Annotated in this window: 18 protein-coding genes; 11 read left to right on the forward strand and 7 right to left on the reverse strand. The window is 70.2% G+C overall.

What is annotated here, in order from left to right:
- Positions 1 to 139: 139 nt before the first annotated feature.
- A complete protein-coding gene (locus tag OU415_RS14015; protein ID WP_270949160.1) occupies positions 140 to 1,786 on the forward strand; it encodes an ABC-F family ATP-binding cassette domain-containing protein in 1,647 nt (548 codons plus the stop codon).
- Positions 1,787 to 1,862: 76 nt separating this feature from the next.
- Here the strand turns inward: OU415_RS14015 and OU415_RS14020 are convergent, their stop codons facing one another.
- From OU415_RS14020 to OU415_RS14030, 3 genes are read right to left on the reverse strand one after another with little or no spacing between them, the layout of a single operon-like run.
- Positions 1,863 to 4,175, reverse strand: a complete 2,313-nt coding sequence (locus tag OU415_RS14020) for a heavy metal translocating P-type ATPase (protein ID WP_270949161.1) — start codon at positions 4,173 to 4,175, stop codon at positions 1,863 to 1,865.
- A gap of 25 nt (positions 4,176 to 4,200) precedes the next feature.
- The gene (locus OU415_RS14025; RefSeq protein ID WP_270949162.1) at positions 4,201 to 5,139 is read right to left on the reverse strand and encodes a hypothetical protein; all 939 of its coding nucleotides are present in this window, start codon (positions 5,137 to 5,139) and stop codon (positions 4,201 to 4,203) included.
- Between the two features lie 58 nt (positions 5,140 to 5,197).
- On the reverse strand, positions 5,198 to 5,407 hold the full coding sequence (locus OU415_RS14030; RefSeq protein WP_270949163.1) for a heavy-metal-associated domain-containing protein: 210 nt from the start codon (positions 5,405 to 5,407) through the stop codon (positions 5,198 to 5,200).
- Positions 5,408 to 5,637: 230 nt separating this feature from the next.
- Between OU415_RS14030 and OU415_RS14035 the strand changes: the two genes are divergently transcribed.
- The 4 genes from OU415_RS14035 to OU415_RS14050 all read left to right on the forward strand — a co-directional run bounded on the left by OU415_RS14035 (position 5,638) and on the right by OU415_RS14050 (position 13,019).
- The gene (locus tag OU415_RS14035; RefSeq protein WP_270949236.1) at positions 5,638 to 6,075 is read left to right on the forward strand and encodes a Fur family transcriptional regulator; all 438 of its coding nucleotides are present in this window, start codon (positions 5,638 to 5,640) and stop codon (positions 6,073 to 6,075) included.
- Positions 6,068 to 8,281 carry a catalase/peroxidase HPI gene (katG, locus tag OU415_RS14040; RefSeq protein WP_270949164.1) on the forward strand — a complete coding sequence of 738 codons (2,214 nt, stop codon included), beginning with the start codon at positions 6,068 to 6,070 and terminating at the stop codon, positions 8,279 to 8,281. The genes OU415_RS14035 and katG overlap by 8 nt, the downstream gene beginning before the upstream one ends.
- Positions 8,282 to 8,452: 171 nt before the next feature.
- Positions 8,453 to 9,421, forward strand: coding sequence for a quinone oxidoreductase family protein (locus OU415_RS14045; RefSeq protein ID WP_270949165.1), 969 nt, complete (start codon positions 8,453 to 8,455; stop codon positions 9,419 to 9,421).
- A 58-nt stretch (positions 9,422 to 9,479) separates the two neighbouring features.
- Complete coding sequence (locus tag OU415_RS14050) at positions 9,480 to 13,019, forward strand: AAA family ATPase (RefSeq protein WP_270949166.1); 3,540 nt, start codon at positions 9,480 to 9,482, stop codon at positions 13,017 to 13,019.
- On the opposite strand, the gene OU415_RS14055 is transcribed toward OU415_RS14050, so the two are convergent.
- Positions 13,020 to 14,180: a L,D-transpeptidase gene (locus OU415_RS14055; protein ID WP_270949168.1), complete on the reverse strand. Its 1,161-nt coding sequence runs from the start codon at positions 14,178 to 14,180 to the stop codon at positions 13,020 to 13,022.
- 397 nt (positions 14,181 to 14,577) lie between these two features.
- Between OU415_RS14055 and OU415_RS14060 the strand changes: the two genes are divergently transcribed.
- From OU415_RS14060 to OU415_RS14070, 3 genes are all read left to right on the forward strand, one after another.
- Positions 14,578 to 14,904: a hypothetical protein gene (locus tag OU415_RS14060; RefSeq protein ID WP_270949169.1), complete on the forward strand. Its 327-nt coding sequence runs from the start codon at positions 14,578 to 14,580 to the stop codon at positions 14,902 to 14,904.
- 322 nt (positions 14,905 to 15,226) lie between these two features.
- Positions 15,227 to 16,627 (forward strand): uracil-xanthine permease family protein, encoded by a 1,401-nt coding sequence (locus OU415_RS14065; RefSeq protein ID WP_270949170.1) that lies wholly within the window; start codon positions 15,227 to 15,229, stop codon positions 16,625 to 16,627.
- A gap of 311 nt (positions 16,628 to 16,938) precedes the next feature.
- Positions 16,939 to 18,171 (forward strand): sigma-70 family RNA polymerase sigma factor, encoded by a 1,233-nt coding sequence (locus OU415_RS14070; protein WP_270949172.1) that lies wholly within the window; start codon positions 16,939 to 16,941, stop codon positions 18,169 to 18,171.
- Positions 18,172 to 18,270: 99 nt separating this feature from the next.
- Here OU415_RS14070 and OU415_RS14075 read toward each other — a convergent pair whose 3' ends face one another.
- Positions 18,271 to 18,903, reverse strand: a complete 633-nt coding sequence (locus OU415_RS14075) for a TetR/AcrR family transcriptional regulator (protein ID WP_270949173.1) — start codon at positions 18,901 to 18,903, stop codon at positions 18,271 to 18,273.
- Positions 18,904 to 19,022: 119 nt separating this feature from the next.
- Between OU415_RS14075 and OU415_RS14080 the strand changes: the two genes are divergently transcribed.
- From OU415_RS14080 to OU415_RS14090, 3 genes are read left to right on the forward strand one after another with little or no spacing between them, the layout of a single operon-like run.
- Entirely contained in the window at positions 19,023 to 20,555 is a 1,533-nt protein-coding gene (locus OU415_RS14080; protein WP_270949174.1) for an acyl-CoA synthetase, read from the forward strand.
- A gap of 12 nt (positions 20,556 to 20,567) precedes the next feature.
- A complete protein-coding gene (locus tag OU415_RS14085; RefSeq protein ID WP_270949175.1) occupies positions 20,568 to 21,743 on the forward strand; it encodes an acyl-CoA dehydrogenase family protein in 1,176 nt (391 codons plus the stop codon).
- Positions 21,744 to 21,768: 25 nt separating this feature from the next.
- Positions 21,769 to 23,109, forward strand: a complete 1,341-nt coding sequence (locus tag OU415_RS14090; RefSeq protein ID WP_270949176.1) for an MFS transporter — start codon at positions 21,769 to 21,771, stop codon at positions 23,107 to 23,109.
- Between the two features lie 33 nt (positions 23,110 to 23,142).
- On the opposite strand, the gene OU415_RS14095 is transcribed toward OU415_RS14090, so the two are convergent.
- Both OU415_RS14095 and OU415_RS14100 read right to left on the reverse strand, forming a co-directional pair.
- Entirely contained in the window at positions 23,143 to 24,489 is a 1,347-nt protein-coding gene (locus OU415_RS14095) for an acetyl-CoA carboxylase biotin carboxylase subunit (protein ID WP_270949177.1), read from the reverse strand.
- Complete coding sequence (locus OU415_RS14100; protein ID WP_270949178.1) at positions 24,486 to 24,725, reverse strand: acetyl-CoA carboxylase; 240 nt, start codon at positions 24,723 to 24,725, stop codon at positions 24,486 to 24,488. Before OU415_RS14100 ends, OU415_RS14095 begins: the two co-directional genes overlap by 4 nt.
- Positions 24,726 to 24,728: the final 3 nt, after the last annotated feature.

The raw sequence follows: 24,728 nt of genomic DNA on the forward strand, positions 1-24,728 counted from the left end.
CCCGATGCGGTAGCGACCTCTGCGCTGTGAGCCGTCTTCCCCACTCGTCTTCGGGTATCGACCTCTCCGCTGCACCGCTGTCGCTCGCGGCGTCTCGAACGTGCCCCGCACCGTTCGATCCGGACTCCGGGAGGTCCTCATGTCACCATCCCCGCATGCGCCCGTCGTCGCAGGCATCAGCTGCGTCGGGCTCGAATTCGAGTGGCCGGACGGCGGCCGCGTCTTCAGCGGTCTCCAAGCGGCGTTCGGCCCCGGCCGCACCGGGCTCATCGGGCTCAACGGCTCGGGCAAGTCCACGCTGCTCAAGCTGCTCGCCGGTGAGCTGACCGCTACCGGCGGCGTGCTCCGGGTGGCCGGCGAAGTCGGTTACCTGCCGCAGAACGTCGCGCTCGACACCGCGTTGCGCGTCGACGAGGTCCTGGGCATCGCCGGGATCCGCGCCGCGCTGCGCGCGATCGGTGCAGGTGAGGTCGGCGAGGAGCACTTCACCGCGATCGGCGAGAACTGGGACGTCGAAGAGCGCGCGTCGGCGGTGCTCGCCGGTCTCGGGCTGGGGCACATCGGTCTCGACCGGACGATCGGTGAGGTCTCCGGGGGCGAGTCGGTGCTGTTGCGGCTGGCAGCGCTGCTGCTGGACCGGCCGGACGTCCTGCTGCTCGACGAGCCGACCAACAACCTCGACCTGCCCGCCCGGCGGCGGCTGTGCGCAGCGGTCGCCGGGTGGACCGGGGTGCTGGTCGTGGTCAGCCACGACCGCGAACTGCTGGCCGAGGTGGACCAGATCGCCGACCTCCGGGACGGCGAGATCCACTGGTACGGAGGTGATCTGGCCGCTTACGAGGAAGCGGTCGCGGTCGAGCAGGAGGCGGCGCAGCGGATGGTGCGGGTCGCCGAAACCGATCTGCGCAAGCAGAAGCGCGAGCTCGCCGACGCCCACGTCAAGCTGGCCCGCCGCAAGCGGTACGGCCAGAAGATGTGGGACACCAAGCGCGAACCGAAGGTGGTGATGGGCCAGCGCAAGCGCGATGCCCAGGTGTCGGCGGGCAAGCACCGCATCATGCACGAGACGAAGCTCGCCGAGGCCCGGGAACGGCTGGTCGAGGCGGCGGAGGCGGTGCGCGATGACGACGAGATCCGGGTCGACCTCCCGCGAACCGCGGTGCCGCCGGGACGAGCTGTTCTGGCCCTGCGCGACCTGCGCTTGCGCTACGGGGCACGGGTGCCGGGAGGGCTGGACCTGCACGGGGCGGAACGGATCGCGCTCGTCGGTCGCAACGGTGCCGGCAAGACGACGTTGCTGCGCACGATCGCCGGGGAGCTGGAACCGCTGGAAGGGGATGCGGTCGTCCACGTCCCGCTGCGGTTCTTGCCGCAACGGCTCGATGTGCTGGACGAGGGGTTGACCGTCGCGGAGAACGTGGCGCGGTTCGCGCCCGGTTCGACCAACAACCAGATCCGGGCGCGGTTGGCCCGGTTCCTGTTCACCGGGGATCGGGCCGACAAGCAGGTGTCGACGCTCTCCGGTGGCGAGCGGTTCCGCGCGACCCTCGCCGCTCTCGTGCTCGCCGAGCCCGCGCCGCAGCTGCTCATGCTGGACGAGCCGACGAACAACCTGGACATGGCGAGCGCGCGGCAGCTGGTCACGGCTTTGGAGTCCTACGGAGGGGCGTTGATCGTGGCCAGTCACGATGTGCCGTTCCTCGAGTCGATCGGTGTCACGAGGTGGCTCCTGCTGGACGGGGAGCTGCGCGGGACCACACCGGAGGAGGTGCGCGGGATGGAATAGCGCGCCGGAGCCGACCGGGAGAACGCGGAACGGGCTACCGCAGTGCGCGATAGCCCGTTCCGGTTCGGTTGCTGCGTTATGCGGCCACCGGCTCGCGGTGCTCGGCGGCCGGTTCGACCGAGGTGCCCGCGGTGCCTGCTGTGCTGCGGAAGGTGCGCAGGCGGAGGCTGTTGGAGACCACGAACACCGAGCTGAAGGCCATGGCGGCTCCGGCGATCATCGGGTTGAGCAGTCCGGCCGCGGCCAGCGGCAGGGCGGCGATGTTGTAGGCGAAGGCCCAGAACAGGTTGCCCTTGATCGTGCGCAGGGTCCGGCGGGACAACCGGATCGCATCCGCCGCGGCCCGCAGATCCCCGCGGACCAGGGTCAGATCGCTGGCCTCGATCGCCACATCGGTGCCGGTGCCCATCGCCAACCCGAGGTCGGCCTGGGCCAGAGCGGCGGCGTCGTTGACACCGTCACCGACCATCGCCACCACCTTGCCCTCGGCCTGCAACCGCGTGACGACCTCGACCTTGTCCTTGGGCAGGACTTCGGCGATGACCTCGTCGATGCCGACCTCGGCGGCCACCGAGCGGGCCACGGCCTCGTTGTCCCCGGTCAACAACACCGGAGTCAAACCAAGCCCCCGCAGCTGCGAAATGGCTTCCGTCGAGGTGGGTTTGATGGTGTCGGCCACCACCAGCACGGCCCTGGCTTGTCCGTCCCAGGCGACCACGACCGCGGTCTTGCCCTGCTGCTCAGCAGCGGTTTTGGCTTCGGCCAGCTCCGGGGTCAGGTGCTGGCTCCACTGCTCGAGCAGTGCGGTCCGGCCGGCGAGCACGGCGTGTCCGTCGACGATGCCCTGCACGCCGAGACCTTCGACGTTGGTGAAGCCCTCGACCGATGGCAGCTCGCCCACTCGTTGCTGCGCGCCGCGGGCGATGGCCTGGGCGATCGGGTGCTCGGAGGCGTTCTCCAGCGCACCAGCGATCCGCAGGACCTCGTCGCGGTCGGTGTCAGCGGTGGTGTGGACGTCGACCAGCGACATCTGCCCGGTGGTGACGGTGCCGGTCTTGTCCAGCACCACGGTGTCGATGCGGCGGGTGGACTCCAGCACTTCCGGTCCCTTGATCAGGATGCCCAGCTGGGCACCGCGACCGGTTCCCACCAGCAGCGCGGTCGGGGTGGCCAGGCCGAGTGCGCACGGGCACGCGATGATCAGCACGGCCACGGCGGCGGTGAAGGCGGCGGCGATTCCGCCGCCGGTGCCGAGCCAGAAGGCCAGGGTTCCGACGGCCAGCGCGATCACGATCGGTACGAACACCGCCGAAATCCGGTCGGCCAACCGCTGCACCGCCGCCTTACCGGTCTGCGCGTCCTCCACGAGCTTGGCCATCTGCGCCAACTGCGTGTCCGCACCCACCCGAGTCGCTCGCACGACCAACCGGCCACCAGCGTTGACCGTCGCACCCACGACGTTGTCGCCGGGACCGACCTCGACCGGCACCGACTCACCGGTCAACATGCTCGCATCGACGGCCGAACTGCCCTCCTCGACCACACCGTCAGTAGCGATCTTCTCCCCGGGCCGGACCACGAACCGGTCGCCCACGGTGAGTTCCGAGGTGGGGATCCGTTCTTCACGGCCGTCGCGCAGAACCGCGACGTCCTTGGCACCCAACTCCAGCAACGCCCGCAACGCCGCACCAGCACGACGCTTCGACCGAGCCTCGAAATACCGCCCGGCCAAGATGAACGTCGTCACCCCAGCAGCAACCTCGAGATAGATCGACCCATCACCGCTCATCCGCTCGATCGTCAACTCGAACGGGTGCGTCATGCCGGGGACTCCGGCGGTGCCGAACAGCAGCGCGTACAGCGACCACAGGAAGGCCGCGATGGTGCCCATCGACACGAGGGTGTCCATTGTGGCCGTTGCGTGGCGGAGGTTCGTCCAAGCGGCCTTGTGGAACGGCAGAGCGCCCCACACCAGCACGGGTGCGGCCAAGGCGAGCGAGATCCACTGCCAGTAGGTGAACTGCAAGGCCGGCACCATCGCCAACACGATCACCGGCACCGACAGCACCGCCGACACGATCAACCGCTGCCGCAACAACCGCGTCGGATCGTCCTCCTCCTCGGCTTGCGCAGGCTCGGCTTCCCGTGCCGCCTTGGGCAGCGTTGCGCCGTAGCCGGCGGCTTCGACGGCTTCGACGAGCTGCTGCGGGTCCAGTCCCTCCGGGACGCTGACCTTTGCCTTCTCCGTCGCGTAGTTGACGGTCGCCGCGACACCGTCGAGCTTGTTCAGCTTGCGCTCGATCCGCGCCGCGCAAGAAGCGCACGTCATGCCGGTGATGGCGAGTTCGACCTCGCCGGTGCTCTGCGGGGTCCGCTCCTCGGTGGTCATACCGGTTCCTCCTCGTTCCTCTGCCTCAGTGCCCGGTGTGACCGTGCTGGTCGGCTGCGGGGGCGGTGCTGCTGGTGTCCACTGCGAACTCCGCGGTGCGCACGACGCCGTCGTGCTGGAAGTCCAGGAACAGCCGGTAGGTACCCGCGGTGGGTACCTCTGCGACGAAGTCGATCCGCGGGCCGGGCGCGGTGCGACCGTCACCGGGCGCCCCGTCGGGGTGCACGTGCAGGTAGGCGAGGTCGCCGCCGCGCAGGGCCACCAGGTGGCCGTAGGCGGACAGGTACGGCTGCAGGTCGGTGACGGGTCGGCCGTCCTTGCTGACCGTCAGCTGCAGCGGGGACGACTGCCCGGCCACGAGCTCGCCGTCGAGGCGGACCTGGTAACCGTCCACTTCGGACACCCGCGACGGGGCGAAGCTGCGCGGTTCGAAGTCGCCGGCCGCGGAGATGTCGGTGCCGAGGGTGGTCGCCGCACCGCCGGTCGGGGTGAAGTCGGCGAAGACCCGGTAGCTGCCCGCCTCGGGCAGGTCCAGCGGGGTGGTCCAGGTGCCGTCGGCGGCCATCTGCGGGTGCAGGTGCTGGAATCCCGCGGTGTCGCGGCGCACCAGGACGAGGTGCATCTGCTTGTCGTGCTCGACGTCGAAGTTCGTGACCGCGCGCCCGTCCGGGCCGAGGACGCGGAAGGAGAAGGGCTCGGTGGTGCCGGCCTGTCGGGTCGTGCCGGTGGGCGCGAGGGTGTAGCCGCCCCTGGACGACGCGAGTCCGCCGGGCAGGTCGGTCTCCGCGACGGTGCCGCTGTGGGCGTCCCCGTGTCCGGTGGGCTCACCGCCGGGCATGCCGTCGTGGCTGCTCGAGGCGGGGGCGGCGGAGAGGGGGCCGACGGCGGTGCCGACCGCCCAGCCGCCGCCGGCGACCAGGGCGAGCACTGCACCGTAGGCGGAGAGCTTGCCTGCTGCGTTCATGGCGAATCCTCACTGGGAGCGGGGCGGGCCGGGGGAGCGGCCCGCCCCGGGGATCAGGTCAGCTGTCGGCCAGCTGGTAACCGGCTTCTTCCACGGCGGTGCGCACGTCGGCGGAGTTGATCGCCTCGGCGCTGGAGACGGTGACCGCCCCGGTGGGGAGGTCGACGGCCACCTCGGAAACGCCGCCGATCTTGCTGACTTCCTCGGTCACCGACTGCGCGCAGTGCCCGCAGGTCATGCCGACGACGGTGAAGGTGGACTCGGCCATCGGGAGCTCCTCTGGGTTGTTACCCCTGGGGGGTATGTGTTGCTGACGAGTTCGATTTATACCCCCAGGGGGTATAGATTGCAAGCGGCGGGGCGATCCCGAAAGAAAGTTCAAGGCGATCGATGAGTTCAGTGTCAATCGAAATTGTCCCCGATCGCGGGTTACTCTTGATTCGCTCCAGAAAACAGGCCAGACTGCTGCACGTGCCGACGACAGCCGACCACGAGCGCATGCTGCGCGAGGCTGCACTGCGCGTGACCCGCCCGCGGGTCGCAGTGCTGTCAGCCGTGCACGACCACCCGCACGCGGACACCGAGTCGATCATCGGTGCCGTGCGCGAGGTACTTCCTAAGGTGTCCCACCAGGCGGTTTACGACGTGCTGCGGGCACTGACCGACGCTGGACTGCTCCGCCGGATCCAGCCGATGGGCTCCCTGGCCCGCTACGAGGCGAGGGTGGGGGACAACCACCACCACCTCGCGTGCCGGTCGTGCGGGGTGATAGCCGACGTCGACTGCGCCGTCGGCTCCGCGCCCTGCCTGACGGCCTCGGACACCCTGGGCTTCAGCATCGACGAAGCCGAGGTCATCTACTGGGGCCTGTGCCCGAACTGTTCCCCCGATTCACCAGCAGCACCTGAAACATCCCGAGAGGAATCCCGTGACTGACAGCACGAACGTCGGCCAGGCCGCGGAGCAGAGCGAGGGCAAGTGCCCGGTGGCGCACGGACGCGCTCCGCACCCGACCCAGGGCGGCGGCAACCGGCAGTGGTGGCCGAACCGGCTCAACCTGAAGATCCTCGCGAAGAACCCGGCGGTGGCGAACCCGCTGGACGAGGACTTCGACTACGCCGAGGCCTTCAAGAGCCTCGACCTGCCCGCCGTGAAGCGGGACATCGAAGAGGTGCTGACGACCTCGCAGGACTGGTGGCCCGCTGACTTCGGCCACTACGGTCCGTTCATCATCCGCATGGCGTGGCACAGCGCGGGCACCTACCGGACCAGCGACGGCCGCGGTGGCGCCGGTGCCGGTCAGCAGCGCTTCGCGCCGCTGAACAGCTGGCCGGACAACGTCAACCTGGACAAGGCCCGCCGCCTGCTGTGGCCGGTCAAGAAGAAGTACGGCCAGAACATCTCCTGGGCCGACCTGATGATCCTGGCCGGCAACGTCGCGCTGGAGTCGATGGGCTTCAAGACCTTCGGCTTCGCCGGCGGCCGCGAGGACGTCTGGGAGCCCGAGGACGACGTGTACTGGGGCCCCGAGACCATCTGGCTCGACGACCAGCGCTACACCGGTGACCGCGACCTGGAGAAGCCGCTGGCCGCGGTCCAGATGGGCCTGATCTACGTCAACCCGGAGGGCCCGAACGGCAACCCGGACCCGATCGCCGCTGCTCGCGACATCCGCGAGACCTTCGGCCGGATGGCGATGAACGACGAGGAGACCGTCGCGCTGATCGCCGGTGGCCACACCTTCGGCAAGACGCACGGCGCCGCGCCGGACAGCAACCTCGACGCCGACCCGGAAGGCGCCCCGCTCGAGCAGCAGGGCCTGGGCTGGAAGAACTCCTTCGGCACCGGCAAGGGCGCGGACACCATCACCAGCGGCCTGGAGGTCACCTGGACCTCGACGCCGACCAAGTGGAGCACCAACTTCCTGTGGAACCTCTTCAGCTTCGAGTGGGAGCTGACCGAGAGCCCGGCCGGTGCGAAGCAGTGGAAGCCCAAGGGCGGTGCCGGTGAGGGCACGGTCCCGCACGCGCACGACTCCTCGAAGCGCATCGCGCCGAGCATGCTCACCACCGACCTGGCGCTGCGCTACGACCCGGTCTACGAGCCGATCGCGCGCCGGTTCATGGAGAACCCGGACCAGTTCGCCGACGCCTTCGCCCGCGCGTGGTTCAAGCTGACCCACCGCGACCTCGGGCCGAAGTCGCTCTACCTCGGCGCCGAGGTGCCGGAGGAGACCCTGATCTGGCAGGACCCGCTGCCGGCGCAGGAGGGCGAGGTCATCGGTGCCGACGACGTCGCCGCGCTGAAGGCGAAGATCCTCGAGTCCGGCCTGAGCACCGCCCAGCTGGTCTCCACCGCGTGGGCGTCGGCCTCGACGTTCCGCGGCAGCGACAAGCGCGGTGGCGCCAACGGCGCGCGGATCCGCCTGGAGCCGCAGAAGAACTGGGAGGTCAACAACCCCGACCAGCTCGCGACCGTGCTGAGCACCCTGGAGGGCATCCAGGAGTCGTTCAACACCGGCGCCAAGAAGGTCTCGCTGGCCGACCTGATCGTCCTCGGCGGGTGCGCCGCGGTCGAGCAGGCCGCCAAGGCCGCCGGTCATGACATCGAGGTGCCGTTCACCCCGGGTCGCGTGGACGCCACCGAGGAGCACACCGACGCGGAGTCCTTCGTCCCGCTGGAGCCCACCGCCGACGGCTTCCGCAACTACCTGGGCAAGGGCAACCGGCTGCCGGCCGAGTACCTGCTGCTGGACCGGGCGAACCTGCTCACGCTGAGCGCGCCGGAGATGACCGTCCTGGTCGGCGGCCTCCGCGTGCTGGGCGCGAACTACGACTCGTCCGACCTCGGCGTCCTCACCGACAACCCGGGTCAGCTGAGCAACGACTTCTTCGCGAACCTGCTCGACCTGGGCACCAACTGGGCCCCGGCCGACGACGAGTCGCAGACCTTCGAGGCGCGCGACGACTCGGGCGAGGTCAAGTGGACCGGTTCCCGCGCGGACCTGGTCTTCGGCTCGAACTCCGAGCTGCGGGCGCTCGCCGAGGTCTACGCGAGCGACGACGCCAAGGAGAAGTTCGTGCGCGACTTCGTCGCGGCGTGGGACAAGGTCATGAACCTGGACCGGTTCGACCTGGTCTGATCCCCAGCGGTCGTTGACCGGCAGGACCCCGTCCTCGAGTTCTCCGAGGGCGGGGTCCCGCCCTTTTCGGGGGATCCGGGTGCGCGCGGGTTCCGCTGCGGCCATCCTGGGCCAATGCCTCCGACCGGGACCCGGCCGGCACCTCGTGACGGGGTCAGCCGACCAGCGATGATGACCGCGTTGTTCGGTGGCACCGGCCCGGAGTGGGTGTTCAGGGAGATCCCGGTGCCCGAGGTCGGGCCGGGGCAGCTGCTGGTGCGGGTGCGCGCCGCTGGGCTGAACAACGCCGACGTCCCGGTGCTGGCCGCCGCCGATCCGACGGTCGGCGGCACGGGCGAGCAGTACCAGGCAGGTTACGAGTTCGCCGGTGAGGTGGCGGCCGTCGGATCGGGCGTTCCGGGTGTGGCGGTGGGGGACCGCGTGATGGGCACGCAGCCGCGCAGCTTCGCCCAGTACGCGCTCACCGACCACCGGCACGTCCTGCGCATCCCCGAAGCCATCGGGTTCGACGAGGCCGCAGCGCTGCCCACCGGTCTGCTCACCGAGCACGGCGCGCTCGAACTGGGCGCTTTCGAGGCCGGGCAGTCGGTGCTCATCACCGGCGCGACCTCGGCCATCGGCCTGCTCGGCGTGCAGATCGCCAAGGTGCTCGGAGCATCGACGGTCATCGGCACCACGCGGTCCCCGTCGAAGGAGGCGTTGCTGGTGAGCGCCGGAGCGGACGTGGTCGTCGTCGGCGACGACGTGACCGAGGAGGCGCTCGAGGCCACGGACGGCGAAGGCGTGGACGTCGTCCTCGACCACGTCGGAGGGCGGACGTTCGCCAGCTGCTTGCCCGCCACCCGCATCGACGGGCACCTGGTCAACATCGGCCGCCTGGACCGGGCGGAATCGACGATCAACCTCGATCACCTGTCCCACCGGCACCTGCACCTGCGCGGTGTGTCGTTCGGGTTCGGCCGCCCGGCCGAGCTCGGCGAGGTGATGGCCGCTCTGGTCCCCGAGGTGCTCCCGGCGGTGGCCGACGGCCGGATCCGCCCGATCATCGACGAGGTCTTCCCGTTCGACCGGGCGGTGGAAGCCGCCGACCGCCTGCGCACCGGCCAGGCCAACGGCAAGATCGTCCTGTCCGTTCCCTGACCTCGGCTCTTCGGGTTCTTCCTCGAAGGATCACCCGTCGGCAGTAGTCTGGCCGATCGTGGACCTGCCGACCTTGCCCGAGCACCTGCACCTGCTGCTCTCCGATGAGCCCGTCCTCGACGTGTACTCGCACGGACCGTGGCGGGTGCCGGACGGGCTGTACGACGAGGTCCGGCAGCGGGCGGAGGAGCTCAACCGCGATCCGGCGGCCGAGCAGATCGCGATGCAGCTGCCGGAGTTCTTCGCCGAGGGCACCTCGGTCGTCGGCGCCGAGCTGTGGTCCTTGCTGGAGTTCCTGCTCGGCACGTCGTCGGTGCGCGCTCGCAACTGCGTCGACGTCCAGCACGACGTGCTCGGCAGCTTCGTGGCGCAGCCCTGGGAGCCGGACCGCTCCTGGGGCACGACCGTGATCGCCTCGACGTTCCGGCCGCCGGTGGAGTGGCTGCTGGAGGGCGCCGGTGACGACCCGGAGCTGCGCGAGGTGGCTTTCGACCTGGCCCGGCGCTGCCTGGACGTCTTCGCGGGCATCGAGCCCCTGGAATCGCGCCGCCAGGCGCTGATCGCGCTGCACGACCTGCGCGCGGCCGACCCGGCGCTGGCCAAGCAGGACCTCGTCGCTCCGGCCGCCGAGCTGCGGGAGATGTGGGCGCGGCGGGCCGACGACTCGATCCTGGCGGCCTTGCCCGAGCTCGCCGGGCCGGCCGGTTACCTGGACTGGGCGTGCTCGGGCTTCTTAGCCGCGCACCAGCGGCTGCTGGAGCGGGTGACGGGCGCGACGGGGACCGGTCCGGTGCCCGACGTCGACCCCGCCGTGGCGAAGGAGGCCGCGCTGGCCTGCGTGATGCTGCACGCCGATCTGGTGGAGGTGCCGGTCGAGCTGGCGATCACCACCGGGCGCGAGAAGTTCGGCGTCGTGCAGAACATCTTCGCCGGGCTCAAGGGGACCTTCAACGCCAACCAGTGGCACAACCAGGTCAGGGCGTGGCTGGGACGTGCGGTGCTGGCCGGTGAGGTGGACGTCTGCCGCGCCTGGCTGGACATGGCGATGCGGATCAGCGGCGTCGTGCAGGGCCTGCCGAACACCGTGGTGACGCCGAGCTGCAGCGTCCTGGTCGGGGAGTTCCAGCGCCAGCTGCGCGGGCTCGTCGAGCCGCGCCGGGTGGTCAACCCGCTGGTGGAGGAGCTGTCCAGCGACGAGTCGCCGGACGAGTCCGAGCGGGATCCGGCCGCGGAGCTGGTGGGCCAGCCGGAGTTGGCGGAGGCGCTGCGCGCCGGGCTGGCCGACTTCCAGCACAGCCACACCGAAGGCGTGCGGATGCTGCTGTCGGGGCCGGAGAGCACCGGCCGGGGCACTGCGCTGGGTCTGCTGCGCGGTGCGCTGAACAAGATCGGCGCGTACGGCCACGAGCTGTGGCTGTCCGATGCGGAGTTCACCAGCCTGGACGTCAGCAACGCCGTGGTGCACCTGCAGCAGAAGACGTTCGGCCTCGGCCCCCGCGACGTGCTGGTGGTGCACGGGCTCGACCAGCTGGCGGGTCTGGAGTGGTCCGGTGCCGCGCTGCTCGAGGAACTGCGCCGGCTGCTGAACCGCCTGCCGGAACTGCACGTCGTCGCGGTGTGCCGGGCCGGGGGAGCGGACCGGGTCGGGGAGCTGAACCCGGCGCTGCTCCAGCAGTTCCGGATCGCGACGACGCGCCCGTTCACCGAGGAGGAGCGCGTCGAGCTGTTCAAGCGCGCGGTGACCCGGCGAGATGCGGAAGTCGCGGACGAGGTCGCGCGGGAAGGCGCGCGGTTGGCGGCGGCCGGGCAGCAGAACATGCGCGGTGCCCGGCTGGTCGAGGACCTGGCGGAGCGCAGCGTCGAAGCGGCCAAGGCCCGGAGCGGCGACGGGCAGGTGGCGGTCCTGCGCGGCGACCTGCCGGAGCCGCCGGCCGGCGGTGCCGATTTCGCGGACTGCGTCGGCCTGGGATCGGTGCGCCGCGAGCTGGACCTGGTGCTGGCCGAGGTCCGGGCCGCCGAGAAGCGCCGGGAAGCCGGGATGCCGGACGCGGTCCGCCCGCGGCACCTGGTGTTCACCGGCGGACCGGGGACCGGGAAGACCACCACCGCCGGGGTCCTGGGCCGGATGTGCGCCGACCTCGGGCTGCTGTCCTCGGGGCACCTCGTGGTGGTCGACTGCGCGGACCTGGCCGGACGGCACTTCGGCGAGGCAGGGGTCGGCGTCCAGCGCGCGCTCGAGCGGGCAGCGGGCGGTGTGCTGTGCATCGAGGACGCCGGCACGCTCGCCAGGCCCGGCATCGACCTCGACCAGTCCCGCAACCGCGGCGTGATCGACGCGCTGCTGGCCGGTCTGCAAGCGCGCTCGCAGGACCTGCTGGTGGTCCTGTGCGGACCGGATGCGGCGGTGAACGGCCTGCTCAAGGCCAACCCGGAGCTGCAGGCCTGCTTCCCGAAGGTGGTGCGGTTCCCGGACCTGACCGATGCGCAGGTCGTGGAGCTGTTCGAGCGCAAGGCGGCCGAGGCCGGCTTCACGCCGGGCGACGGGGTGCCGGAGAAGGTCGGGAAGCTGGTCCGCGCGGCCCGCCGCGACGCGGCGATGACCAACGGACGCCTCGCGGTGAACCTGCTGGAGCGCGCGATCTCGGCGCAGTCCAGGCGGATCCTGGCCGACGACGAGCCGGGCGGTGCGCTGGACCGGATCGAGGTCGCCGACGTCCCGGACACCCCGGTGGAGCCGGTGCGCGCGGACCTGCCGGAAGACCCGCTGGCGATGATCGACGACCTGGTCGGCCTGGAGACGGTCAAGCGCGAGGTGCGGCTGGTGGTCTCGGAGGCCGAAGCCGACCAGATGCGCCGCGGCGCCGGGCTGGAGCTCGGCTCGCGCACCCGGCACCTGGTGTTCACCGGCAATCCGGGCACGGCCAAGACGACGGTGGCCAGGCTGATCGCGGCGGTGTACGCCAAGCTCGGCCTGCTGTCCTCCGGGCACCTGGTGGAGGTCTCGCACGCGGACCTGATCGCCCAGTACCTCGGCCAGACCGCCCCGAAGGTCCGCTCCGCGGTGGAGCGCGCGCTGGGCGGTGTCCTGTTCATCGACGAGGCCTACGCGCTGACCCCGCCGGACGGCAGGCAGTCCTACGGCCCGGAGGCGATCGCCGAGCTGCTGCGGTTGATGGAGGAGCACCGCGACGACCTGGTGGTGATCGCGGCGGGGTACGAGAGCCGGATGGCGGAGTTCCTGCGCACCAATCCGGGCCTGGCCTCCCGCTTCCCGTCGGTGGTGCACTTCCCGGACTACGGCGAAGCCGAGCTCGTGGAGATCTTCGAGCGCATGGCGGCGACCGCCGGGTTCACCCTCGGCAAGGGCGTCGACGCGCAGGTCCGGCAGATCCTGCGGGCGGCCAAGCGCGACGAGTCGTTCGGCAACGGCCGGGTCGTGCGCAACCTGCTGGACCGGGCGATCGCGTTGCAGGGCGAGCGGATCACGGCCGGGACGTCGGCCCCCGAGGAGATCCGGCTGCTGCGTCCCGCCGACCTGGCGGGCGTGCAGGTCAGCCGGCTCGTCTCCGGGGAGGACCCGTTCGGCCAGTACCTGTGATCAGCGCGCCTGGTAGAGGGCGCTGCCCTGGACGTACTCGGGGTACGGGATTGTCCAGTCCGGGATGTCGCCGTCGGCGGTGGTCAGCGGCCGGTCGGAGCCGACGATCTCCACCGGGTCGCCGATCTGCACGAAGTCGAAGAACCACTTGCCGTTCTCCGGCGACAGGTTGATGCAGCCGTGCGAGACGTTGGACTCGCCCTGGGCCCACACGGTTGCGCCGTTGACGTGCACGAACTCGCCGTTGTTGGAGATGCGCACAGCGTTGGGCAGGACCTCGTCGTAGAACCCGGGGTCGCCCTTCTGCGGCCCGCCCCAGGAGTCCGAGCGCATCCGGACGGAGGTGTGCTTCTCGAAGGCCACGTGCACGCCGGACTGGGTCGGGTAGATGCTCCTGCCGTAGGAGGCCGGCAGCTGCCGGATCTCCTGGCCGTCCTGGTAGACGGTGAACATGTGCGTGTTGACGTCGCCGATCGCGCGCTGGTCCCGCCCGATGCGGAAGTTTGCCTCATGGTCGGCGGTGCCCATCACGCCGCCACCGGTGTCGACCCCGTACAGCCGCGCGCGCACCTTCACGGCGGTGCCCGGCTTCCAGTAGTCCTTCGGCCGCCAGTTGACCTGGTCGTCGGCCATCCAGTGGAAGGAGCCCTCGGTGGGAACCGACGGTTCGACGGACAGGCGGCGTTCGACGGCCGCGCGGTCGGTCACCGGCTTGGTGAAGTAGATCGAGATCGGCATGGCGACCCCGACCTCGTCGCCGTCGGTGGGCCGGGTCCGGTCCACGGTGACCTCGTCGGCGGGGGTGGCGGTGGTGAAGGTCGAGTTCGCCGGCGGCGCGGGGATGCGCTCGGCGTCCTGCGCCTGGGCCTGCACGCGGTAGGTCTTGCTGAACTCCAGCGGGGCGGTCGAGCTCCACTTCCGGCCGCCGTCGGTCAGCTCACCGGGAAGCGCGGTTCCCCCGTCCGCGGTAACGGTGACCGAGGTCAGGACGCCTCGGTGGGCGGTGACGACCAGCGGATCGCTGGGCCCGACGGTGGCCCCGTTGGGCACGGAGGTCGTCACCGACGCGGCGGACACCTTGGGCTCGGGCTCGGTGCACGAGGTCAGCGCGCAGGCGAGCGCGGTCCCGACGACGATTGGCCACGCCAGTGCGACTCGCATACCGACCCCCCGAAACCTCAGCCGTGCGGCTCGACGTTCCCACCACTGTCGGTCCGGATCCGTGACATCTCAACACGATCAAGGCCGCGGTGGTTTTGACCGCACTGCGTGACAGAGGTGGTCCCGGTCGACCCGGAACTGCGTCCGGGCGACGGTTTCCCGCAGTGCGGAGATCGTCGCTGTGGGTGGTCGGCGCGTTTTCTGCACCGATCAGGACGAGCAAGTCGGAGAACAGCGCAAAACGCTCGGCGGGGGAGCGGAAGCCGGGTGGCGTCGCGTGCTGAGCCCGCGCCGTCCGCGCGGCGCTGATCATGAAGTCCACCGAGGACGGAAGGTTGACCAGGGGTGGTGAAGATCGTGGATCTTCAAATGCACCAACGGTTTCCAGTCGACCACGATGATGTCCGCGATCGTCGAGCCGGCGATTCGGATCTTCGTCCTACTTGGACCGGCGGGGTCCGTCGAAGGCGCCTGCGCCGGAGCTGCGCTGTCCGCGATCGGTGTGCCGAGCCGCCTGCGGTCCGGGTGGCGGGAAATCGCCATCCCGGCCCGTGCGGCGGCGAACCTGCTACTCGTCGCGGCGTATACGTTGCGTGACAATGATGTCCGCAATTCCCGTTGTCCGGCCGAATGCGCATCGTTTAGCAGTGTTCCGGCTGCCGTTCAAGGACTTTCCCGGAAGAACTTGGCGTTTTCTTCTCGCGTGGAAAGCTTCCACGCCTGACCGGACGCTTCCGACAATTCCGCGAAACGGAAGTTCAACAAAATGTTGACTCCAGTTGGATTCCGGAAGTAGCTTGCTCGTGCCTGACAGCGAAAAAGCGCTGCGGCACCGCGCTCTTCACCGGGGAGGAGGCAAGGGAACCGGCTCACCTGCCGGTTCACACCGGGTAACGACCGCCCGCCGAGTCGGACGAACAACGCGAGGGGCGGAAGGGACAGGTGCGCCATTCGGTGCCGCCAGTCCTGCGGTCGATGAGAGCAGTCCGGCCCACAGGTCCGCGGCGGACCGGGGCATCCTTTCTTTTTCCAAAGGGGAACTGGTCATGGCATTGAATTCGCAGGGGGAGTCCGCAACCCCGGCGTCCTGCCATCCGGTTGACGAGAAGTTGCCTGCCAAACGGCTTCTTCCAGCCGCCTTCCAGCACGTCGGTGCGATGTACGCGGGAGTGGTCGCGCCACCGCTGATCATCGGTCCCGCCTGCGGCCTGGGCCAGCAGGACCAGATCGCGCTGATCTCGGTGAGCCTGCTGGTCGCGGGCTTGGCGACCTTGCTGCAGACGCTGGGCGCCGGGAAGTTCGCGGGCAACCGGCTGCCCTTCGTCAACGCCAGCTCTTCGGCCGGGCTCGCGTCCCTGCTGACGGTGGCGCACTCGGCGGCTCCCGGCCACCAGATCCAGACGGTGCTCGGCGCGGTCCTCGTCGGCGGCCTGTTCTGCCTGGCGATCGGCCCGTTCTTCGGCCGGCTGATGCGCTTCTTCCCGCACGTCGTCACCGGCGTGGTGATCACGCTGATCGGCGTATCGCTGATGACCGTGCCCGTCGCCTGGGCGCAGGGCGGGTCGGGCGCACCGGACTTCGGGTCCATGGCCAACCTCGGCCTCGCGCTGTTCACGCTCGTCACCATCGTGGTGCTGCAGCGGTTCTCGCGCGGTTTCTTCAAGCAGATCGCCCTGATCCTGGGGATGGTCATCGGCACGCTGGTGGCGGCCCCGTTCGGCATGATCGACACCAGCACGTTCGCGCAAACCTCCTGGTTCGCGCTGCCCGGCCCGCTGCAGTTCGGCATGCCCGAGTTCCAGCCCTCCGCGATCCTCGCGGTGTGCATCGTGATCCTGGTGGCGATGACCGAGAGCGCGGCCGGGATGCTGGCGATCGGCGAGATCTGCGACCGCGAGGTCGAGAAGAAGGTCGTCACCCGCGGCCTGCGGGTGGACGGCATCGCCACCACGGTCGGCTCGCTGTTCGGCGGCCTGCCCACCAGCGCTTTCGCCCAGAACGTCGGCGTGGTGTCGCTGACCGGGGTGCGCAGCCGGTTCGTCGTCGCCGTCGCGGGCATGGTGATGGCCCTGCTCGGCGTGTTCCCGGTGCTGGGCGGTGTCGTCTCGCTGGTGCCGTACCCGGTGCTGGGCGGTGCGGGCCTGATGCTGTTCGGCAGCATCGCCGCCAGCGGCATCCGCACGCTGTCGCGGGCGCACTTGGAGCAGGGGCACAACATGTTCATCGTGTCGGTCTCGCTGGCGGTCGGGCTGATCCCGCTGGCCGCGCCGAAGATCTACGCGCAGTTCCCGCAGTGGTTCCAGACCGTGTTCGGCACCGGGATCGTCGCGGGCGCCATCGTGGCGGTGCTGCTCAACATCGTCTTCAACCACCCGCTGAAGTCCGCGACGCCGAAACCGGTAGCGCAACCGGCAACTCCGGAACCCGCCCGGAGCGCCGGCGGCTAGTACCCCCGTCCCCCGACCGTCGAGTGCCCCTCTTCGAGCGCAGCACGTGCTCGAGCAGGGGCACTCGCGGTTTCCGCGAACGCTCCGAAGTCCCGCCGTTGGGCAAAGCGAGTGACGACGAAGGTCTGGTCTGCCGGGCCGAGTCGGGATTGAGCCGTCCTCGTGATCGACTACGTCTGTTCGGCCGAAAGCCGCCGGGATACCCTTTCTCCCGCTGGGAGAAGTGTTGGCGTTGAAGGTGGTTGTTGGTGGCGGCGGTCCCACAGGAAGATCAGGTCCATGGCGCGAGCGACGCTGAGCTGATCGATGCTGTGCGCAGTGGCAGCGGCGAGGCGTTCGGGACGTTGTACGAGCGGCACGTCGGCGCGGCGCACGCGATGGCCCGGCAGGTCACCAAATCGCAGGCGGAAGCCGACGACGTGGTGTCCGAGGCGTTCGCGAAGGTGCTCGGCCTGCTGCGGGACGGCAGGGGGCCGACGGAGGCCTTCCGCGCCTACCTGCTGACGGCGGTGCGGCACGGCGCGTACGACCGGGCGAACAAGGCGAAGCGGACGCAGACCGTCGACGACCTCGAGACGGTGCCCAACATCGACATCAGCCAGCCGTTCCGCGACGTGGCGGTGGAGAACGAGGAGCGGTCGCTGATCACAGCGGCGTTCCAGCGGTTACCTGAGCGCTGGCAGATGGTGCTCTGGCACGTGGAGATCGAGGGCGAATCACCGTCCAAGGTCGCACCGATGCTGGGCATGACGGCCAACGGTGTGTCCGCGCTGGCCTACCGGGCCCGCGAAGGCCTCAAGCAGCAGTACCTCCAGGTGCACCTGGCGAAGATGGCCGAGGAACCCGACGCCTGCCGCTCGGCGATCGACCGGTTGGGCTCGTGGACCCGCGAAGGCCTGTCGAAGCGCGAGACGGCGCAGGTCAACCAGCACTTGGACGACTGCGACCGGTGCGCGGCGATCGCGGCCGAATTGATGGAGATCAACGGGTCGCTGAAGGTCTTCATCGCACCGATCGTGCTGGGCGGGAGCGCATCGGCGACCGGCTACCTGGCCACCACGGGGAGCGGCCTGGTCGGTGCCGGGGTCATCGGAGCGGTGCGGTCGAACCCGCGCAAGAGCGTGGCGGCGGGCGTCGCGCTCCTCGCCGCGTTGGCCGCCTTGGGCATCGCGCTGGCCGCGAACGAGACCGACCCGCCCCCGCTGGCGGCAGCGCCGGTCACACCGGAAAGCCCGCAGGGGCAACAGGCTCCGGCCCAGAACCCGCCGCCAGCGGCCGTGCCCCCGGCGGCCCCGCCGCCGGCGCAGTCCACACCCCCGGAGCAGCAGCCAGGACAGGACCCGGCTCCCGAGCCGCCGGCGGAGGACGAGCTGTTGCTGCCGCCGCTGCCGCTGGTCCCGCCGGGCCATCAGCAGCACGTCACCGACGTCCAGGCGAAGCTGTCCCTGCCGCTGCTGAACGGCGTGGGCGCGGCGGTCGACCTCGACGTCGACCGGAACCGGGTCCAGTTGGAGGCCGACGTGAACGCGGGACAGCCGCGGTAGCACTGGAGGTTCTTCGCCCAGCAGCGTCCGAAGATCTCTTCGGACGCTGCTGCCGTGCAGTGCTGAGCTCCGGGGCTGGAGCACGTGCTCGCCCCGTGCTCAGTCCTCCGCTGGGATCTCCTCGTCGCGGTCCGGCGGAACGCCGTCGAATCCGTTGGCCCAGTAGCGTCCGCGCAGCGAGAGGTCGAGGAGCATGCCGGTGACCTCCTCCGGTGACAGCCGAGGTGGGTCGGCCTCCAACCACCAGCGCATCACCGCGATCTGCTCGCCCACCCAGGCGCGGGCGAGCACTTCGACGTCGATCCGCGGGGATGTGCCGTGGTGCTCGGCGCGCGCCTGGAAGACGTGCGCCGCTGCGGCGGTGCGCGCATCGGTGAATTCCTGCAGCGCCCGTCCATCGCCCTCGCCGCGCAGGATGACGCGGTAGACGTCGCGCTCCTCTAGCGCGTGCCGGAACAGCTCCAGCACCGGCTTTCCCGTGAAGCCCACCGACGAGGTCGGCACCAGCGGCAGCAGCCTCGCGTGCAACTCCTCCAGGAGGTCGGAGACGACGCGGCTGAGCAGCGCGTCCTTGTCCGGGTAGTGGCTGTAGAAGGTCGCCCGGCCGAGGTCGGCGCGCTCGGTGATGTCCTCCACCGTCACGTTGGAATAACCGCGCTCCAGCACCAGGGACACCAGGGCGTCCCGCAGGAGGCGGCGGGTGCGGCGGGTGCGCCGGTCCTCGGTCGGCATGGCAAGGCCTTTCGTGGTTCTCGTTCCGGCCGGTCAGTTTACCCGCCCGTTGACAAGCCGTGAGTTACTAGACATTGTGTCCAGTACTGGTCGACCTGGCGAAAATCTTGGGAGTCGGCATGAACCTGGGCAGCTACCTCACCCGCAGCAGCAGCTTCTGGCCGGATCGGGAGGCGTTGGTCTGCGGCGGTCAGCGGTGGACCTACCGGGAACTGGAAGCGCGCACCAACCGGCTGGCTTCGGCGTTGCTCGCGCGGGGCGTCCGCCAGGGGCAGGCGGTGGCGACCTTCGCCGGGAACTGCGCCGAGCTGGTGGAGACCGAGATGGCCCTCTGCAAGGGCGGTTTCCTGCGGGTGCCGATCAACGCCAGGCTCGCCGCGGGCGAGGTCGAGCACGTGCTGGCCGACGCCTCGGTCCGGGTCCTGTTCGCGGACTCCGCGCACGTCGAGGTGGCGCGCGAGATCGTGGCCGGCGCCGGGCTGGCGTGCGAGGTGGTCGACTACGACGGCGACTACGCCGATCTCCTGGCCTCGGGAGAGGAGGAACCGGTCGCGGTGGAGGTCGCCGAGGACGATCCGGCGGTCCTCAACTTCACCTCCGGTTCGACCGGGTCGCTGAAAGCCGCCGTGCAGACGACCGGCAACCGGCTGGCGAACATGCGCAAGCGGCTGATGACTCCGGAGCGCCGGTCGGAGGAGGTCGAGCGCTACCTCGCAGCCGGGCCGATCACCCACGCCACCGGGATGGGACTGCTGGCGGCGTTCGCCCGCGGCACCAGCGTGGTGGTGCTACCGCGCTGGGATGCCGGGGAGTTCCTGCGAACCGTGGAATCCGAGCGGATCACCTCCACGTTCCTCGTGCCGACGATGCTGAACCTGGTGCTCTCGCACCCGGATCTGAGCACTGCCGACCTGTCCTCGATGACCTGCCTGCGGGTCGGCGGCGCACCGGTCTCGCCGCAGCGGTTGCGCGAGGCCGTCGCCGCGTTCGGGCCGGTCGTCATGCAGGGCTACGGGCAGGCCGAGACCACCAGCGGAGTCACCGTGCTCACCGCGGAGGACGTCGTGCGCGGCATCGAGGAGGACCCGGAACTGCTGTCCTCCTGCGGTCGGCCCGTCTACGACACCGAGGTGCGCGTGGTGGACGACAGCGGCGCTCCGGTGCCGGCCGGTGAGCTCGGCGAGGTGGTGGTGCGCGGGCCGGACTGCGTCCGCGAGTACTGGCGGGAACCCGAGCTGAGCGCCCAGACCTTCCGCGACGGCTGGGTGCACACCGGCGACATCGGCTACCTGCGAGCCGACGGCTACCTGTTCATCGTGGACCGCAAGAAGGACATGATCATCTCCGGCGGTTTCAACGTCTACTGCAGCGAAGTCGAAGCCGCGCTCTACGAACACCCGGCCGTGTCGGAAGCCTGCGTGGTCGGCGTGCCGGACGAGACCTGGGGCGAGGCGGTGAAGGCCGTCGTCGTGGCCCGCGAGGTGGTGTCGGAAGAAGGACTCGTCGAGTTCTGCGCGACGAAGCTGGCCCGCCACAAGCTGCCCAAGACCGTGGACTTCGCCGCCGATCTCCCGGTGAACCGCAACGGCAAGGTCGACCGGCGCGCAGTTCGCGGCCGCTACTGGGCAGGCAGCGACCGCAAAGTCCACTGAGGAGGGACGACGATGACGTTCACGATCAACCCGACCTACGACGACAACCCGCGCCTGGCCGATCTCGTCGGGCGGTTGCGCGACTACTTGGACGGCGAGCTCGCGGAGTACGAGGCGGACCTCCAGCTCACCCCGGAAACGCGGCTGCACCGCGACGTGCTGGAGCCGGTCTGGAAGCGCAGCCGCGAGCTCGGCTTCTACGGCATCCACCTGCCCGAGCGCTTCGGCGGGCAGGGGCTCTCGTTCACCGAGCTGGCCGCGCTCAAGGAGGAGATCGGTGCTTCGGGGCGCGTCCTCTCGCACTCGGTGCTCGGCGACATGGGCGGCCCGCTGCGCGCCGGGGCGATCTTCGAGTTCGCCACCGAGCTCCAGCTGGAGAAGTACCTGCTGCCGGTGATCCGGGGCGAACGGGCTTGCTGCTTCTCGCTGACGGAGGCGGATGCGGGCTCCGACGTGCGCGCGATGCGCACCACTGCGACGCCGGACGGTGACGGCTGGCGGATCACCGGGCACAAGGTCTTCTCCTCCGCCGGGCCGTTCGCCGACTTCTCGGTGCTGGTCGCCCGCATGGCCGAGGCAGAGAACACCTACTCCGCGTTCCTGGTCGACCTGGATTCGCCGGGGTGCGCGGTGCTCGACGGCCAGACCCCGATGTCCGGTCAGCACATCGAAAGCGACATCGTCCTGGAGGACTGCTACGTCGGCCCGGAGCAACTACTCGGCCGCGTCGGCGACGGGCTGCGCGTCGGACTGGGCCGGGTCACGGCCAACCGGCTGCTGCACTGTCCCACGGTGCTCGGCAACGCACGGCGCGCGCTGCAGCTCACCGTCGATTTCGCCAAGAACCGCCACGCCTTCGGCGCGCCGCTGGTGGCGTTGCAGTCCGTCCAGCACAAGCTCGCGGATCTGGCCACCACTTACTACGCCGCGCGGAGCATGACCTACGACGCGCTGGCCGCGCTCGACGCGGGCGCCAAACCGCGCGTCGAGGCGTTCATGTGCAAGCTCTTCGTCGCGGAGAACGCCTTCCGCATCGCGGACGAGGCGGTGCAGATCCACGGCAAGGCGGGGCTGGTGCGCGGCAGCGAGGTCGAGTGGCTGTTCCGCAGGCTGCGCATGTTCCGGATCCTCACCGGTTCCTCGGAAATCCAGAAGAACGGCATCGCCAAGGAGCTGCTCACCACCTGACCGGGCTACTTCACCTGGAGAGACGATGAAGTCCTCGAACCTCGGCACCCCGGCCGATCCCTCGAAGAAGTCCGGTTCGCGCGCTTGGGCCGTCATGGCGATGCTGCTGGTCTTCATGCTGATCAACTACGCGGACAAGGCCGTGCTGGGGCTCGCCGCCAACCCCATCATGCGGGACCTCGGCTTGAGCCACTCCGAATACGGACTCCTGGCGAGCTCGTTCTTCTTCCTGTTCAACATCTCCGCGATCGCGTTCGGGTTCATGGCCAACCGGTTCCCGGCGAAGTGGCTCCTGTTCGGCATGGCGCTGGTGTGGGGACTCACGCAGCTTCCGGTGGTCGCCGGCGCCGGGTTCGCCGGGCTGCTGATCAGCAGGATCGTCCTGGGCGCGGCGGAAGGCCCCGCGCAGCCGGTGGCGATGCACGCCGCCTTCAAGTGGTTCCCGAACGAGAAGCGCAGCATTCCGGGCGCGCTGATCTCCGGTGGCGGCGGTCTGGGCGGTGTCCTGGCCGCGCCGCTGCTGACCTTGGTCATCATCAACTTCGGCTGGCGCTGGGCGTTCCTGTCGCTGTTCCTCGTCGGCGTGCTCTGGTGCGGGGTCTGGGCCTTCGTCGGTCGCGAGGGCACTGCGGACCGGGTGTCGGCGCCGATCAGCGCGGAACCAGGAGCCGCGGCGGCGTTCCGCGTCCCCTACCGCCGAATCCTGCTCAGCGGGACCTGGCTTGCCGGGTTCGTCGGCGGTTTCGGTGCTTACTGGACGTCCACGCTGCTGCTCGCCTGGGTGCCTTCTTACCTCGAAACCTCGTTGGGCTACAGCGCGGTCGCCGCCGGCACGATCGTGACCGCACCCTGGGTGTTGAAGACCGTCGCGACCTTCGGGCAGGGCGCGCTGACGCAGTGGATGATGCACCGGGGCGTGTCCAGCCGGGTGTCGCGGGGAATCCTGGGCGGCTGCGCGGTCTTCCTGGCCGGCTCGGCCATGCTCCTCGTCCCGCTCGTGTCGCACCCCGGTGTCAAGATCGCGCTCATCACGGTGGCCTTCAGCATCGGGGCGGTCAAGTTCGCGATCGGGCAGACGATCAACGCCGAGATCACGCCACCGGCCCAGCGCGGCGCCGTGATGTCCCTGACCGTCGGACTGGTCACCCTCGCCGGTCTCGCCGCCCCGTACGTGACCGGGCGGATCGTCGAAGCGGCGGGAGACCCGACCACCGGTTTCGCCATCGCGTTCGCCATCCCGGGGACGCTGATGCTCATCGGTGGTCTGCTCGCCTTCGCCTTCGTGCGGCCCGAACGCGACGCGGCGCGGATCGCGGCGCACGGCCGCCGCATCGACCAGCCGAAGGCGGCGGCGACCCCGACGTGAGTCCCCGCTCCGGCAAGACCGCCGGAGCGGGGGTCACTCCTCCAGCAGGTGCTCCAGCCACGTCGTGTGCACCGGCCCGCGGCGCAGGTCGGGTTCGGCGAGCAGGCGTTCGTGCAGTCCTGCGGTGGTGGCGATGCCCTCGGCGCGGAACTCGCGGAGCGCCTGCCGCGCTCGGTCGTGCGCCTGCTCGCGGTCCGCGCCCCAGCACACCAGCTTCGCGATGAGCGAGTCGTAGAACGGGCTCACCCGGTCGCCGGGGCCGATCCAGGTGTCGAACCGGATACCCGGGCCACCGGGGAGCTCGAACTCGGTGACCACGCCCGGCGTCGGTGCGAAGCCGCGCTGCGGATCCTCGGCGTTGATCCGCAGCTCGACGGCGGCACCGCGCGCCCGGACCGAGTCCTGGTCGAAGGACAGCGGGGCACCGCCGCCGATGCGCAGCTGCTCGGCGACCAGGTCGATCCCGGTGATCGCCTCGGTGATCGGGTGCTCGACCTGGATCCGCGTGTTCATCTCGATGAAGTAGAAGTTCTCGTCGGCGTCCACCAGGAACTCGACGGTCCCCGCGTTGCGGTAACCGACGTGCTCGGCCAAGCGCACCGCCGCCTCCGCGATGGCGCGGCGGGCGTCGTCGGACAGCTGGGGTGCCGGCGCTTCCTCGATGAGCTTCTGCCGACGCCGCTGGACCGAGCAGTCCCGCTCCAAGAGGTGCCGGACATTGCCGTGGTCGTCGGCGAGCACCTGGACTTCCACGTGCCGCGCCTGCGGAATGGCGCGCTCGAGGTAGACGGTCGAGTCGCCGAACGCGGATTGCGCCTCCGCCTGCGCGGCGGGCAGCACCTCGCGCAGCTCCGCCGCGTCGCGCACCGGCCGGATGCCGCGGCCACCGCCACCGGCCGATGCCTTGACCAGCAGGGGATAGCCGAGGTCGGCCGCTGCTCGCTCCGCCTGGGCCTGGTCGGTGCACGGGCCGCTGCCCGGCACCACCGGCACACCGGCCGACTGCGCCGTGCGGCGGGCCGTCGCCTTGTCGCCCATGAGCTCGATGGCCTCCGGCGGCGGACCGATGAACGCCAGGCCCGCGTCGCGCACCCCGCGGGCGAAATCCGCGTTCTCCGAGAGGAATCCGTACCCCGGGTGCACCGAATCGGCCTCGGCCTCCTTGGCGGCCTTGAGCAGCACTTCAGCGTCCAAATAGGACTTCTGCGCGGCGGAGCGGCCGATGTGCTGCACGTGGTCGGCCATCCGCACCCACCGGGCGCCCTCGTCGGCATCGGAGTGGACCGCGACCGCTTCGACACCGGCCGCGTGGCACGCGCGGACGATCCGCACCGCGATCTCACCGCGGTTGGCCACCAGCACCCGCCGCAGGCCGCTCATGCCTCGTCCAGTTCGAACAAGGTCTGGCCGACGTCGACCTCGTCGCCGTCCTCCAGCAGGATCTTGGTGATCACCCCGGCCGATTCGGCCTTGATCTCGTTGTAGGTCTTCATCACCTCGATCAGGCCCAACGTCTGGCCCACCTCGACGGCGTTGCCGGGCTCGATGTACGGGTCGGCGTCCGGGGAGGGACGGCTGTAGAACACGCCGGGCAGCTGAGCATCCACATCGGACATCGG

Origin of the sequence: Saccharopolyspora oryzae, from assembly GCF_027853915.1 — a bacterium.
Lineage (GTDB): Bacteria > Actinomycetota > Actinomycetes > Mycobacteriales > Pseudonocardiaceae > Saccharopolyspora > Saccharopolyspora oryzae.